15 protein-coding genes are annotated in these 14,829 nt (G+C 50.9%); 2 read left to right on the top strand and 13 right to left on the bottom strand.

From position 1 onward, the window contains the following. The first annotated feature begins 90 nt into the window (after window positions 1-90). Together BW952_RS05265 and BW952_RS19215 are read left to right on the top strand one after the other, a co-directional pair. On the top strand, window positions 91-642 hold the full coding sequence (locus tag BW952_RS05265; RefSeq protein WP_045849088.1) for a YdhK family protein: 552 nt from the start codon (window positions 91-93) through the stop codon (window positions 640-642). Beyond that, window positions 609-929, top strand: coding sequence for a hypothetical protein (locus BW952_RS19215; RefSeq protein WP_139325417.1), 321 nt, complete (start codon window positions 609-611; stop codon window positions 927-929). Before BW952_RS05265 ends, BW952_RS19215 begins: the two co-directional genes overlap by 34 nt. 271 nt (window positions 930-1,200) lie before the next feature. Here the strand turns inward: BW952_RS19215 and BW952_RS05260 are convergent, their stop codons facing one another. The 13 genes from BW952_RS05260 to BW952_RS05200 are packed head-to-tail and all read right to left on the bottom strand — an operon-like array spanning window position 1,201 to window position 14,801. Beyond that, the gene (locus BW952_RS05260; RefSeq protein ID WP_052698434.1) at window positions 1,201-2,268 is read right to left on the bottom strand and encodes a lipid II:glycine glycyltransferase FemX; all 1,068 of its coding nucleotides are present in this window, start codon (window positions 2,266-2,268) and stop codon (window positions 1,201-1,203) included. 23 nt (window positions 2,269-2,291) lie between these two features. After that, window positions 2,292-3,053 carry a GNAT family N-acetyltransferase gene (locus tag BW952_RS05255; RefSeq protein WP_045850734.1) on the bottom strand — a complete coding sequence of 254 codons (762 nt, stop codon included), beginning with the start codon at window positions 3,051-3,053 and terminating at the stop codon, window positions 2,292-2,294. Between the two features lie 39 nt (window positions 3,054-3,092). Next, complete coding sequence (locus BW952_RS05250) at window positions 3,093-4,067, bottom strand: glucosamine inositolphosphorylceramide transferase family protein (protein ID WP_052698433.1); 975 nt, start codon at window positions 4,065-4,067, stop codon at window positions 3,093-3,095. Continuing rightward, entirely contained in the window at window positions 4,061-5,299 is a 1,239-nt protein-coding gene (locus BW952_RS05245; RefSeq protein ID WP_045850733.1) for an ATP-grasp domain-containing protein, read from the bottom strand. Before BW952_RS05245 ends, BW952_RS05250 begins: the two co-directional genes overlap by 7 nt. A 33-nt stretch (window positions 5,300-5,332) precedes the next feature. Next, window positions 5,333-6,418, bottom strand: a complete 1,086-nt coding sequence (locus BW952_RS05240) for a GNAT family N-acetyltransferase (protein ID WP_045850732.1) — start codon at window positions 6,416-6,418, stop codon at window positions 5,333-5,335. Between the two features lie 24 nt (window positions 6,419-6,442). Further along, on the bottom strand, window positions 6,443-7,066 hold the full coding sequence (locus tag BW952_RS05235; RefSeq protein WP_269430730.1) for a sugar transferase: 624 nt from the start codon (window positions 7,064-7,066) through the stop codon (window positions 6,443-6,445). Next, entirely contained in the window at window positions 7,063-8,235 is a 1,173-nt protein-coding gene (locus BW952_RS19210) for a glycosyltransferase family 4 protein (RefSeq protein WP_045850731.1), read from the bottom strand. The genes BW952_RS05235 and BW952_RS19210 overlap by 4 nt, the downstream gene beginning before the upstream one ends. A gap of 13 nt (window positions 8,236-8,248) precedes the next feature. Beyond that, on the bottom strand, window positions 8,249-9,382 hold the full coding sequence (locus tag BW952_RS05225; RefSeq protein ID WP_052698432.1) for a glycosyltransferase: 1,134 nt from the start codon (window positions 9,380-9,382) through the stop codon (window positions 8,249-8,251). 6 nt (window positions 9,383-9,388) lie between these two features. Beyond that, window positions 9,389-10,573, bottom strand: a complete 1,185-nt coding sequence (locus BW952_RS05220) for an O-antigen ligase family protein (RefSeq protein ID WP_045850729.1) — start codon at window positions 10,571-10,573, stop codon at window positions 9,389-9,391. A gap of 16 nt (window positions 10,574-10,589) precedes the next feature. Continuing rightward, on the bottom strand, window positions 10,590-11,684 hold the full coding sequence (locus tag BW952_RS05215) for a glycosyltransferase (RefSeq protein WP_045850728.1): 1,095 nt from the start codon (window positions 11,682-11,684) through the stop codon (window positions 10,590-10,592). 5 nt (window positions 11,685-11,689) lie between these two features. Continuing rightward, entirely contained in the window at window positions 11,690-13,129 is a 1,440-nt protein-coding gene (locus BW952_RS05210; RefSeq protein ID WP_045850727.1) for a lipopolysaccharide biosynthesis protein, read from the bottom strand. A gap of 39 nt (window positions 13,130-13,168) precedes the next feature. Continuing rightward, window positions 13,169-14,074, bottom strand: a complete 906-nt coding sequence (gene galU, locus BW952_RS05205; RefSeq protein ID WP_045850726.1) for a UTP--glucose-1-phosphate uridylyltransferase GalU — start codon at window positions 14,072-14,074, stop codon at window positions 13,169-13,171. Window positions 14,075-14,108: 34 nt separating this feature from the next. After that, window positions 14,109-14,801, bottom strand: a complete 693-nt coding sequence (locus tag BW952_RS05200; protein WP_045850725.1) for a YveK family protein — start codon at window positions 14,799-14,801, stop codon at window positions 14,109-14,111. Window positions 14,802-14,829: the final 28 nt, after the last annotated feature.

Genomic DNA, 14,829 nt, shown 5'->3' with positions numbered 1-14,829 from the left:
TTTCGTGCAGAAAATGAAAAAGTGCACGGTTTCTGCAAAAAAGCCGGGTATTATAAGAGCAACAACATCAACAAGAAAGGATGATTTTGAATGAAAAAGAAGATGGGAGCCGCTTTATTTGCCTCCTTGCTGCTTGCAGGGTGCGGGGCTGCAGAGGAAGAACCGGCTGTTGAAACGGAACAGGAAGAGAGCGCTCATTCCGGCCATGACATGGATCATTCCGGCAGCGGCGACGTTCCAGAAGGGCTGGAGGAAGCAGCGAATCCAGCATTCCCGGTTGGCTCCACTGCGATCATCCAGGAAGGGCATATGGACGGCATGAAAGGCGCTGAAGCCACAATCGCCGGCGCGTATGACACAACCGTTTACACCGTTTCCTACACACCGACAACCGGCGGAGATCCTGTTGAAGACCATAAATGGGTGATTCACGAAGAAATCGGGGGATCAGGCGAAGAACCGTTTGTCGCAGGCGATGCCGTTACGCTGAGTGCCGACCACATGGAAGGCATGGACGGCGCTGAAGCAATGATCGATTCCGCTGTGGACACAACCGTTTACATGATCGACTTCACAACGACGGATGGACAGGAAGTCACCAACCATAAGTGGGTAACAGAAGAAGAGCTTTCCACGCCATAAAAAAAGCTTCCCGGCTGACCGGGAAGCTTTTTTGGAACGCAGAAACACAAATGCGCCCCCTTTTTATGAGCAAAATAAAGGCTATTGTGTTTTCTAGAAAAGAGTTGAATAAAAGAAACCCGGTGCAGATAGTGGTGGAAGTGACCGGTAACCGTCAACATCTGACCGATAAAATGCTTTATCCGGTCAGACTGGCGTGTTTATCAGTCACTTCTTTTATTTTATCAGTCAAAATGGAAAAACGATTGTTCAACTTACTTTTCGGATCAGATCCATTCCACTTTTAACTTTCGGAAGATGCTTTCCTCCCACCAGGGCGGCTGGCGCAGGACGGAGACACGGGAGGGATCAGCGGGGCAGGTGAGATCCACTTTTGAAGCGTCAGCGACAAAAGTTAGCTCACCGCCCGCCCCTCCGAACGCGAAGTCCTGCAGAAGCCGCCCCTACTATGTTGGCGCAAGCACGATGGTTTTGAAAAAGCGGATAACATCACCTGCTGTTCATTGATAAAATCTTTTTCAACAAGCTAACGCTGATACCGCCGTTAGCCGCAACCACCTACACCGACACCTTGTCCACTGCAGAATGATGCCGGTACAATGGGAAGAAGTCCTCCGGGGCGTGAATGCCTTTTGTCAGCTGCTCATACTGTTCCGGTAAATGCACCTTTTTCCCGATATAAAAATCAAGCAGCGGATTTTTGGTGAAATTCCGCTTGAACCGGAGCAGGTCATCATCCTGCCGGTAGCCGCCGCCGAGGTGCATCGATTTATAGCCGAGCTTGCCGAACCAGACCGCTGCATGCCAGACGAGCAAATTGGATGGAGCCAGGTGGAGAAACTCTTTTTTCGAGCCGGTTAAATGGTAGGAAACGTAGTCGTTGTAATGCATAAACATACACGATGCGATCACTTCTCCCTCATACCGGACAGCAAAGGTGGTCATATTCTCTTCCAGCAGCTCCATCGTATCGCGGAAAAATCCATCCTTAAAGAAATAGTACGAATCCGCCTGGTTTTTTTCCATCGTTTTCGCGTAGTTTTCCGCAAACCAGTCCAGGTGGCAAAGTCCTTCCTGCGTCACGGTCAGCCCCTGCTTCATCGCATACTTCACCCGGTTTCGCCCTTTATTCCGCAGGCTGTCCATAAAAGCTGCCTCGTCCTCCTGAAGCGTGAGGCTCACTGTATTTCGATTAAAGCTGGATGACACGCCTGTGTAGTCCCGGTCATTGCGGATCAGCGGATGAAACCGGACAAATTCGGTGACAATGTTTTGAGCTTGGCAATATTCAGTAAACAGCTGCTGAAAAAGGGCGAACTGTTTTTTCCGTTCCTGTTCATCGGCAATGTTGCAGAGCGGCCCCCCGTAACCGTAAGGCGTGATAATATCATACAGCGGGTCCTGTGCGCTTATTCCCAGGCGGGAGCTGTTAATTTCCCGAAGCAAATACGGGTAAATGATGCAGGCTTCTCCATTTTCATACACAAAAAGCTGTGCCTTGCCTTCCCCATTGTTTTCATAAATATGACAATAATCAGCTGTAAAATAAATATCTGCTTGAGGGAATTTCTCCATATACGCCCGCCACTCATCTTTTTCCGCGATGCTCAGTACTTTAAAAACCATTCCTTCACCTCATTGTCATGAATTTAATGAATCCGCTTTTCCATCCTGACGCTGTCACTTGCCTTTTTCCATCCATCCGGTGCCGCCTCCTGGCCTGGCCAAATCATAAAAAGGGCACGCTTCGAGTCAATCTGTGCAAGAATGTTATCGTAAGCCGGATGGTGATCCTTTGCTGCGACGCGAAAATAAGTTTCTTTTAACCGATTGACTGATAACGGTCCTTGGGCTGTTTCCACGAAAAATTGAGAAAACCCGAATGCGTGATGATGAGCATCTGCTTTTTGTTTTTCTTTTATAAAAAAGGGCTCTGCCTCGCTCCCGTTTCCCCTATTCGGACTGGTCAGCCACCCAATGCGTCCTGTTTCCCGGTAGCCGGACAACTTGTATTTTTGCAAGGCACGTTCGTTCCATAAAAAGCAGTCCAGCCCAACCGTTGCTGCTCCTAATGCTTTTGCCAGCTGTTCTGTATGGGCAAGAAGCGCTTCTCCCACTTTCCGGCCCCGCGCTTCGCTTTTTACGCAAAAATTGTTAATAAACAGCTCGTCCGGCAGCCGCCGCAATTCAATGAAACCGAGCAGCTCGGGTCCATCATATGCCCCAATCAGCTTCACCGGCCCCCCTGTTTCCAACTGATTCCGTACAAAACCAGTGTAGCCGGGGCTTGAAAAAATGGTTAACGAATACGCCAGCGGATGAGCTGCGCCGAGCCACTCCTTTGTCCATTCTGAAACGAAAGAAATATCCTTTTTTTTCACAGGCATCATCACCACACCCGTTTTCTGCATGTCTCTCACCCCATTTCATGTCAGTCGCGGTTCACGGCTTCATTGAAACAACTTCCTTAGCCGCCACAGGACGTAATTCTGGTGGTCGAAGCGGTGTCCATCCACCGTCACCAGCCAGCTGCCGTCACTCAGCTTCAAGTGATCAATATGGTGCATGCCATCCTCCCGCCAGTCCCCTTCCACGCCGCTTCCTTCTAAAATCACGCCAAGTTCTTTTTCAAGATAAGATGTGTCCGTTAAAGACAGAATCTCAAATACCTTGACGGAATGGCCATAATACGGTCCATCATCCTGTACATACCGGTAAAGCCGGCCGTCATCTGCTACCACACCGCCTGCTGGCCTCGAATTGCTCCTGTCGTTTGTGATCAGCGGACTTTTCACGTGCGGGACCCATTCGCCGTCCAGCGCCTCTGCGTGAAACAAATGAAGCGTTTCATTATCAAGCCCTGCCGCAAACATCCACCACTTGTTTTGGTGCTTAAAAAGAGTCGCATCTGTATAAGGACCGCTTACCAGCTTTTTCACACGCTCCCACTTATGCGGGAAGGAAGTCGCTTTATACAAATAAACGCCGCCTGCTTCGACCGACTCAGGAATCATGTAATACTCATTGCCTTCTTTTATAATGTGCGGATACGAAAGGTGAAAGTCTTCATCAAGCACAATTTGCTCGTAGGTCCACTTCTCGCCGTCCTTGCTTGTCGCAAGGCCAATATCTCCCTGGCCTGACTCTTCATTCAGCACTTCAAAAAACAAATAATAGTTCTCCGCATCATTGAATAAAAAAGGGTCAGCTACAAATGAGGCCTTTACATCCGTTACATCCTCCGGCTTCAGCGCTGGAACCGCCAGATCCAGCGCTTTTCCCGATAGGGTGACAGGCTCGTCTGTTTTCAAAACGTGAATCGACCAGATCGCCGGCGAGTACTTTTTGTTATAAGCAAAACCCGCCATCAGACTGGACACCATCAGCACACTGCTGGCGACAATAATTGTTTTTTTCCTCAGCATAAAGGCACATCAGCTCCATCCTTCACGGTCAATTCTTCAAAAACAATCCGCTTTTTCAGCTCCGTTAAAAAGGCTTCACATTTTACTTCAGCTTCTCTCGCATCTGCACCGGTAATCGTGACGTGGCCGTAATGATTCCGCCCGGATGTCAGCTTCGAGATTTTTTCGCCCGGCTGAATGTGCAGATCGAAATCCACAGGGGCGTATGCCTGGATAAGATCTTCATACGATTCGATATGATCCACAATGCAATCCTCTGAGAAGTTCAGCATTTCCGCTGCGACCGGCTGCTTCCAATCCGGCTTCGGACAAACGACCGCTTCGCCAGCTGCCAGCTGAACAGTCAGTTTAACAAGGTCAATGCCGGCATAGGCCTCCACAAGCTCTGGTACCCGGGTAGCAGGTATTCTCGCGCCAATTTCAATTAAATAAGGAACGCCCTTTTCATCAATAATAAAGTCGATGTTGCTCGGTCCATTATCGAGGCCCAGGCTTTTAAACGCTTTTGCTGTTTCTGTTTGAATAATGGCGACCTGCTCATCTGTTAAAAAAGAAGGAAACGAATGGCCCACAGGAATCATGTTCGTCACTTTATCATTATGGACAAAACAGTATTCCATCCGGCCATTCACACAAAACCCAACAGCGCCGACTTCTAATCCTTCGATAAACGCTTCGACTATTACCCGTCCGCTCCGGCTGCTGTCCAGCGCCTTTAAAACCGCCTCCCGCAGCTGCCTGCTGGCGGTTATTTTTGTAATCCCCCGGCTGCCGGACCCGTCAGACGGCTTGACAATATAAGCGCACGGACCGTCCCCCCAAAGACGAGTGGCAAGAGCAGTCAGGCTCGTTTCCTTCGTCACTTCGTAAAAACCCGGCGAAGAAACGTGATGCGCTGCGTACCGTTTTCGCATCTGGTATTTATCGGTCATCAGCTCCGTCAGCCCTTTTCCCTGCATCGGCAGCCCGAGCTTTTCATTCACATAACAGCTTGTGGGAACCGCCACATCATTCGACATCGTCATCGAGCCGACGACATTGTAATGGCGTGCCACCTGCTCAACAGCGGCGAAATCAACGGTATCCACCTGTTCAAAAAAGTCCGCATACAACGCGCCGACGCAAGCAGGGTCCCGGTCAACAACCACTACGTTCATCCCGAGCTCCTTTGCCTTGATAATTCCTGCCAGCTGACCAGCGCCGCCTCCAAGAACCATGAAATTCTTTTTCATGCTTATCCTCTCCCCTGATGTATGATGGCCGTTCTATGACCCTATTTTGCGGTATTCTGGGAAAAAATCGGCTTGCTCTCCTTGCATCTGTCCGGGAAGCCCGGAAGCAAGCTGCTCGTAAATCGTTTCCAGATGAACTTTTTTGCCAACCTTGTACTGTCGAATGCTTTTGGAAAACTGCTGCTTGTAGGCAAACAATGAATCTCCTTTTTCCTTGCCGCCGCCATGATCCATTACGAGAAATCCCTCTTCCTTTGCCCAGAGGATCGACTCATAGCGCAAATTGCAGTTCGGGCAAAGCGGCAGGTGCTCTTTTAACGAGGCACTTAAATGAATCGTCGCAAACCCGGCTGTTTTCAGGACGAGATTGGTCGAGATCACCTTGCCGTTGTGCCGGGCAAAGGCGAGCATGACGTAAGGCGCCAGCTGCTGAACATACTCCTGAAAAAAAGAAAGCGGGAAGTAATAAAACGAGGACGCCTGCTTTTTGTCCATCGTTTCGGTGTAGATGCTGTAAAACGTGAAGATATCGTCCTTTGTGATGTTTTCTCCGTTTATAAACTGCACCTGCACACCATTTTTTTTGCTTTTTTTAATTCTTCTTTTTTTGCTGGAAGCCGTGTTTGCCCAAATGTCTTCCTCCGACAGCAGCAAATCGTTGTACACGATATCTCCGGCAACCGTAACGGGCATATGAGCATCGAGTGCACCGTCATTGTCCTGATACGGATGAAACCGGATAAACTCGCTGACTATCCCTTCTGACCGGCAGTAGCGGCCGAACGCTTCACGAAACCGGCCGACAAAATCCGCATCATCCGAGAGCCATTGAACGGAATACAGCGGTCCGCCGTAGCCATACGGCGTGACAATATCAAAATACGTATCTCCTTCTACCTTTTCCGGAATCGTCCGAAGCAAGTAAGGATACACAACATACTGCTCCGGGCTCTCTCTGTACACAAACAGCCGGGCGCTTCCTTCTCCGCGCTGCTCATATAACGCCAGATAATCTGCTAAAAAAAACACATCGAACACTTCACATGCCTTCACAAGCTCGTCCCACTTTTCCTTGTGCCTGCTGTCCAATAGCTGATAGGCCGTTGTTTCACCGATCATGGCAATGCCTCCCTCCCCGTGCTGTTATGCTTTTTTATTCAGCGGGGTTTCTGCTGCTTCAGGGTGGTGCACATGCTCCCGCTGCATAATCTTATAGATCGTCAGAATGAATATTTTCATATCAAGTCCGAGGCTGTAATTGTCTACATAATCGACATCGTAGTGAATTTTTTCTTCCCAGCTTAACGAATTGCGGCCCATCACCTGCGCGTATCCTGTCATGCCTGGCAAAAACTGAAAGCGGACCTTTTGTTCATCTGTATACTCGTCTGCTGGATACGGATAGTAGGTCAGCGGCGGGCGCGGTCCGATAAAGCTCATCTCACCCTTTAAAATGTTAAACAGCTGTGGCAGCTCGTCCAGGCTGGTCATGCGTAAAAGCTTGCCCACTTTTGTGATACGGTCGTCGTTCTCATCCTGAAAAATGCCGCGTCCTTTCGTTTCCGCCCCGACGATCATCGTTCTGAATTTGTAAATGTGAAAAGCTTTTCCGTTTTTGCCGAGCCGTTCCTGTTTGAATAAAACCGGTCCTTTTGAATCCAGCTTGATCGCCAGGCTAATCGATAACAGTACCCCAGACAGTACGACTAATGCCAGCAGTGCAAACAGCACATCCATTACACGTTTGATCCCGAGCTGCAACATCATCCGATCTCCTCCTGTTTGTATACATAGGGTACGTGCTGTGTCGCCCGTTTATAAACCCGCTCCATCTCCTTTAAGATGAAAAACGTATCGTACTGGCGGGACAACTCCCGGCTCTGGCCGCCCATTTCCTTCAGCATATGAGGCCGGTTAATCATCCGGTCAAATGCCCAAACCGTTTCTTCCACGTGACCGAGCCCGACCACATATCCATTTTGTCCATGGACCACTAAATCCCGATTTCCCCTCACATCGGTTGTGACGATCGGCTTTCCGGCAGCGAGACCCTCCATTAACGCTCGCGGCAGCCCTTCCTGCCTGGACAGCAGCGTGACGACATCCGAGGCTTCAATCAGCTCCGGCACATCTTTTCGGAAGCCGAGAAATCGGATCACATCTGACAGTCCGTAAGCAGCTGTCATCTGTCTCAGTTTTTCTTCTCCTTCTCCATTGCCGACGAGTAAACACCTCACCGGCCGGTTCGTTTTCAGCTGGTGCAGCGCTTCGATCAGCTGCACCTGGTTTTTCCGGTCGCTCAGCTCCGCTACACAAACGATGACAAACTCCTTTTCGCCAATGCCGAGCCGGGCTCTCGTTTCCTTTTTCCGCTGGTCATTTTCACCGAGAAATCCGCTTCGGTCGACGCCAACCCCTTTCACAAACAGCACCTCCTGCTTAACCGGAAACCGCCTGGCCCGCTTGAAATCCTCTTCATTCATCGTCAGCAGGTAATCGGTGTACTTCGCCATGATTCGCTCCACCGGGTAAAAGGTGAGCCAGTTGATCAGCGGGGCCCCTTCGAAAAAGTGAAAGCCGTGCGCTGTGTATAAAACAGCCGGTACGTTGCTTCGTTTAGCAGCAATGCGGCCGAGTACACTGGCGACTGGTGTATGAACATGAACGACCTGAAAGCCTTCCTGCTGAAAGCTTGCGGTCAGCTGCTTAAGCGCCCGGATGTTATCAAGCTGGAAGGGCGAGCGCTGAAACGTAACATCGTGACAGAGGACGCCGATTCGTTCCACCTCTTCTTTTCCGTTATCCGGGAGACCATAAGCGTGAACGTCAAAGCCTTGCAGCTGAAACCATTTCATATAGGGAAGATGAAACGCCGCCAGATGCCGGTAAACAGATGCAACAAACGCCACTTTCGGCCGAGCTCCTGATTGATCCACCTTGTTTTCCTCCTTATACCGCTTGAATTTGCCGCTCGAGCACTTTTCTGTAGAGCGAATCCCATTTTTCCGCGATCCGGTCCATTTCAAAAGCCGCCTGTACATACTCTTTTCCGGCCTGTCCCATCTGCTTCCGGCTTTCCGGTTCCATCCGGATCAGGCAAAGCATGCCTTCTGCCAGCGCATAATGGCTTTTCGGCTGGACGATAAAGCCCGTCTTGCCGGTGACCACCACTTCCTTGTTGCCGCCTACATTCGTGCAAACAATCGGCAAACCGACGGAGGAGGCTTCCTGCAGCACAAGGGGCATTCCTTCCCAGTCTGACGACATGACGTACGCATCAGCCGCGCTCATCAAGTCCGGAATGTCCGTCCGGTAGCCGAGAAAACGGGTTCGGTGCGCAATACCGAGATCAGCAGCCATTTCCTTTGTTTCCTCCAGAAGCGGTCCGGTTCCAGCCAGCAGCAGCACCGTATCCGGGTGATGACGAAGAACATTCCCGAATGATTTCAACAGATTCGGATAATTTTTCTGTTCATCGAACCGGCCAACGGCAAGCCAGGCAAACGTAGAATCCGCGAGTCCGAGCTCGCTGCGAATCGTTTCGCGTGCACCTGTCGTTTCCTTATACAGCTTTGTATTCACTCCATTGGGCAGGAACAGCAGCTGATCCGGCCGGGCGGTTCCCGTTTGCAGAAAGTGCTCGCGGGCGGTTTCACTAATAATCGTCATGGAATCGGTCAGCCGGTTTGTCATCTGAAGCATCCGCTCCCGGTTCCGCCCGCCAATGTTAATGTTATGAATCGTATTCACCAGCTTGATCTCAGGGTGCAGCACCTTCATGAGCCGCCCGAGCAAATTGGCATGATACATGTGCGAATGAATCAGCTCGATCTTTTCCTTTTTCACAATCTGGTTCAGTCTGGCGATCGCCGCCACACTCGGCCGTCCGCGCTTCATGTCCAGCGAATAAACCGGAATCTCGTCTGCTTTCAGCTTTTCTCCCACCTGTCCGGGCGGCAGCAGCGACACGACCACCGGATGGTAGATTGATTGTTTATGACGGAGCGCTTTGATCATCTGGTAGACTTGCATTTCCGCTCCGCCCGTATTTAACCCTGTGATTAAAAATAAAATCGGGACCACAATGAATCACTCCTTTACAAGATGGATGGGCCTGATTGTTGATAGAACCGGGCGCACCTGCCACTTGGCCGATTCAAGCGCAATTAATCCGAAAAGCAGCCAGGTCGGCTTGCGCATTTCCCACGTTAAAAACATCGTCGCGAGCAGCCAGACAGCCAGTAAGCTGATAAACAGAGCAGCCTCCAAATACGTTGTTTTCGAGGCAGTATAAAGAAATAACACGATCATGCCGAGAAACAGCAGCAGCCCGATCACACCCGTTTCCGCCAAAACAGCAAGCAACGTATTATGGCTTAAATCACGCGTATCAATCATCACTTCCATGGCTCTCGGGTAAGCGCCGGCCCCAATGCCGAGCAGCGGCTGTTCTTCAATCATGTCAAGACCGGCCATCCAGAACTCTCTGCGTCCGTTTAAATCTCCGGCTCCAACATCCTCCCCGATCGTCGCAATCCGCTCCAGTGAATCCGCCGGCACCGACTGAATACCATATGTAACACCTACAGCTAACATGCAGACAAGAAGAATTTTCATTTTGTTCGTTAAATGGCCAAAGGTGGCAGCGACGTATAACAAGCCCACCATGCCAACAACAAAGGCCGTCCGGGAAGCCGTTAAGCTGATCGTCCACATCGCCATCGCCAGGTAGGCGGCATTGAACAAGCGGAACAGCCAGTTTTTCTGCTTCATAAACAAATACCAGGCAATCGGAATGCCGAGCGCCAGCATGACGCCAAGGTCGTTCGGGTCAAACCCTTCCGCTGAATACCGTCCGTAGGTCACTTGATCGGACGATAAAAAATTGGAAACCGTGCTTCCAACAGCCACCCAGGCACCAAGTACGTACGCCTGCAGCACGATGTTCATTTGTGCATTTGTCCGGACCAGCTCCCAGATCAGCCAGACCATGACAAACAGCTGGGCATAGGTTTTAATTCGGATCAGCGTCAATTCAGCATCGACCGTCCAGATCATGCTCAGCCCGCTCCAGACAATAAACGCAAGCAGTGCGTAATGAATCGGTGCAAGCTCGCGGAACGTGCCGTTTCTGATCACGAGAACCGCCGTCAGCAAAAAGGCGAGAATGCCAATCGGCCGGACGATCGTGCCAAGCCCTGGCAGCACCACGGCGTTCTCCCATGGAATCGCAAAGATGGTTAATAATAAGAATAAAAACGGAATATGCTTCACCGATCTCACCACCACTCTATAAAATATCTAAATACTGGCGGGACACGTTCGTTTTCCAGAAGGGCTCGTACGCTTCGCTGCTGCTTCCGGCCTCCGGAATATCAAGCCGTTCCTTCATGGCCTGAAACAGCGCCTCACTGTCTTCAATGGCGACAAGCGATCCATGGCGGCCGTTGTCGAGAATTTCCCGCGGACCGCTCGGACAGTCAGTGGAGACTACTTCTGTTCCACACGCCAGTGCTTCGATTAAAACAGTCGGCAGCCCTTCACAGGAGGAGGACAGGACAAACAAGCGGGCCCTTTTCATGTAGGCGTACGGGTTGTCCACAAAGCCGGGCAGCTGGACATGTTCCGTCAGACCGAGCTTTTTAATAAGCACCTCCAGCTCTTCCCGCTTTTCTCCTTCACCTAAAATCATCAGCCGCGCTTCATGATGTTCTTTCAAACGGGCAAATGCCTGGATCAAATTCGGGAAGTCCTTCTCAGATGTCAGCCGTCCGACTGCGAGCAAAACAGGCGGCTCTCCGCTTACGAACCACGGATGATCGACCGGCTCATTGGCTCGCTGAATAAGCGAATCATCGACGACCGGGTTGTAAATTACCTGCACCTGCTCCTCTGGAAGCTGCAAATGCTCGATCACGTCATCCGCGACCCCCTGTGACACGGCCACTACTTTATCCGCCCGTTTAAAGCTCCATTTCATCAACGGCGGAATCCAGCGCATGACCATCCGTGTTTTCGTCACCTTCGAGAACTGAGTCAGGTTGCTGTGAATGCTGACAACCGTTTTCGCTTTTACATTCGCGAGCGCAACAGCCGCAATCGCCATAATGTTCGTATGATTCAGCGCCGACAGCACCGAGTTTGGCTGATGCTCCTTTAAATACCGAATAAGCGGAAACAGGCTGTACAGCACCCTTGATGCGTTTAAATCAACAATGTGCACATTGGCCGGCACCTGATCCAGATACTCCCCTTTTGCTTTTGCCAGAACAAGATCCACGCTATGGCCCTGATCGGCAAATTCAGAAGCAAGACTCAGCATGACCCGCTCGGCTCCCCCTCCGACTAATGATGGAAGAAATAACGCCACTTTTTTGGTCTCCATCCCCTTCACCCCTTTACTTTTAGCTTTAGCTGATTAATGTTTACAGTGTCCCGAATCCCTTGAACGTTTAAGCCCCATGAGCACGCGGCATAAACAGCCGTACCGATCAGCACCTGCAGCACGAGAGCCGCGATTCCGTGAAAGTGATGGACAGGGTACAGAGACGCGATCATCAGGGCGGTCGCTGCCATCACCTTCAGCACTTCTTTTCCTGGCAGCGGCAGCGCGAAGCAGGCTTTGCCCAGCTGCCAGCTCAGTACAGATGAAACGAGGTAAGCAGCGCCTGTCGCAGCCAGCGCCCCCTGTATGCCATAAAGAGGAATCCACCAGAGATTCAGCACAATATTCAAGAGAGCGCCTGATGCCACCGGTACGATCTGCTTGCTCGTCTGCTTGCTCAGCTGAAAAGCCAGATCCAGATAAAACACCTTCATCCCTTGTATAAATGAGACGAGGGCAATCCAGGGAATCACGAGTGCTGCAGCATCGCGGTAGGCTTCTCCGAAAAACAAGCGGGCGATGTTTTCACTGAGCAGGATCATTCCCCCGGCAGCCGGGAGTGCAATCGCGATCAAAAACACGACGTTTTGCTCCATCCGGCTTTTTACTTCAGCCATACGCCCTTTTTCCATCGCATGAATAATGAGCGGGTACGCCGCTAAATTCACAATGGTCATCATTAAAATCATCGTCTGCTGAGCAAAGTCATACGTCACTGCGTACAGCCCGGCAGCTTCGGTTCCGTTCAGCCAGCCGAGAAGCAGCCGGTCCGAGCTGTCGACAATAAAGCCCATCGTAAGCGTTAATGTCAGCGGCAGCCCGTAAGCAAGCAGCTGGCGCAAAATGCTCCAATCCACCAGCCGAAAATGAAGACCGCGCCACACCTTAGGCATCACAATGGCCAGCGGAATGACCGATGCTGTGATCGATCCGATGATCAATGCTTCTTCCCCCGCATGGAAGCCGGTGATTACAGCAAGCGAAACGACAAGCGTCAGGGCCGCCTTGCTGAAGTAAAACCAGCCGTAGCTTTTCGGTGATAAATCCGCCCGGAAAATCTCCAGGTTTAAATCGAAAAACCCATTCACCCATAGCAGGCAGAGACCAAGCAGCCAAATACCGGCATAGCCGCTGTCGAACAGTCCGGCAAGTGCGGCACCAGTGACGAGAAGCCCCGACCCGGCTGTGTAAACGATAAACGCTGCCAGCACCGTGCTCAAAAACGCGTTCCGCTCTCCTTCACTGTAGGATGGATAATAGCGGAGCACACCGAGCCGAAGCCAGCTTAACAGCAAGGAATTCACGAGTGCGGCCGCCGCGAGAATCATCGCGTATTTCCCATATTCCTCCGGTGTCAGCAGCCGGCTGTAAAGAAAAATCGCTAGAAAATTGATGATGCCCGGCAGGCCTCTAGCGATAAAATACGTTAAAAAGTGACCAACCACACGGCACCACCTGTTTCTTTGATGATAAGGAGCAGGCTGTTACGCCATTCGTTCCTGCCAGCGGCTTTTTTTCGCTTCTGTTTCTACAAGAGCCGTCAAGTAGTGGAGCAGCGGCTCTCTCAACTCTGGCTTTTGAAGTGCAAATTCGATGGTCGTCTGCACAAAGCCCATCTTTTCCCCAACATCGTAGCGGTTTCCGTCAAATTCGTAAGCAAACACCTGCTCAAAGGCTTGCAGACTGGCAATGGCATCCGTCAGCTGAACCTCGCCGCCAACCCCGCGCTCCTGTCCTTCCAGCAAATCGAATATTTTCGGCGTTAAAATGTAGCGTCCCATAATCGCCAGGTCAGAAGGCGCTTCTTCCACAGCCGGCTTTTCCACAAGCTCCGTTACTTCGTGAAGGCGCGGACCGCACGATTCAGCTGCCGCAATCCCGTACCGGCTTACTTCCTCCATCGGCACCTTTTTCACGCCGATCACCGACGACTGAGTTTGCTCGTATACATCCATCATTTGCTTCATGCACGGTACATCCGCCTGCACAATGTCATCGCCGAGCAGCACCGCAAACGGCTCGTTTCCAATAAAGTGACGGGCGCACCAGACCGCGTGGCCGAGGCCTTTCGGTTCCTTCTGGCGAATGTAGTGGATATCGACCATCTTGGAGATATGGCGGATTTCCTCCAGCAGCGCGAACTTTTCCTTTTCCAGCAAATGCTCTTCAAGCTCCCCGTGCCGGTCAAAGTGATCTTCAATCGCCCGCTTGCCCTTGCCGGTCACAATAATGATTTCATCAATGCCGGATGCAATGGCTTCTTCTACGATGTATTGAATGGTCGGCTTATCCACAATCGGCAGCATTTCTTTCGGCATGGCCTTTGTTGCCGGCAAAAACCGTGTCCCAAGACCGGCCGCTGGAATAATCGCTTTTCTGATGTTAGACATCCAATCCCTCTTCTCTTTTTTAGTGGACTGCTCGTTACTTGCTGAAAAGTTTGCTGTTGAATACCGGTCCCTTTTGCGCTTGCGGCTGTGCCGGCTGGATTTGCGGCTTTTTAAACCATTCCAGCAGTGAAGCCACCACAACGGAAATGACGAGTCCAGCCAGGAAGGCAGCGATCATATTGAGCATCGGCTTTGGATTCACCGGCGTCACCACGTCTCCTTCACCGCCCGTTTTCAACACCGACAGCTGATTTTCGCCGTAAATTTTGCTGATTTCCTGATTCAGCACCTTTGAAATCTCATTCACGATGTTGACGGCCTCATTCGGATTGCTGGCATTTGCTTTAATTTCAATAACGAGTGATTCACCTACACGGTCAATTGCGACTTTTTCGCTCATCTGGCTGTACGAATCCCGCAGCCCTAAATTGTCCACTACTTTATCCAGCACCTGAGGGCTCTGGGCGATCACCATAAAGGTTTCAAACAGCTTAAAGGATGTTTCCATTTGGTAGAAGGACGTTGCGGCATCCCCTGTGTCCGTGGCGGTTTCCGCGTTTATTTCATTGACAAGCACCTTGGCTGTTGCTTCATATTCCGGTGATAAAACGAAAAAGCTGATCAAGCCTGCACTCGCTGTGAAAAACAGCGTAATCGCTGTAATAACCGCCCATCTTCTTGCCAGAATCCGCAGAAACTCATTTACACTTTTTTGCTGCACATTCATCACGCTCCCGCCTTTCATCTGCTCATTT

Source organism: Domibacillus enclensis, assembly GCF_900156125.1.
GTDB lineage: Bacteria > Bacillota > Bacilli > Bacillales > Domibacillaceae > Domibacillus > Domibacillus enclensis.
The sequence above is the reverse complement of the archived record's forward strand: the minus strand, read 5'-3'. Positions and strand labels throughout refer to the sequence as shown.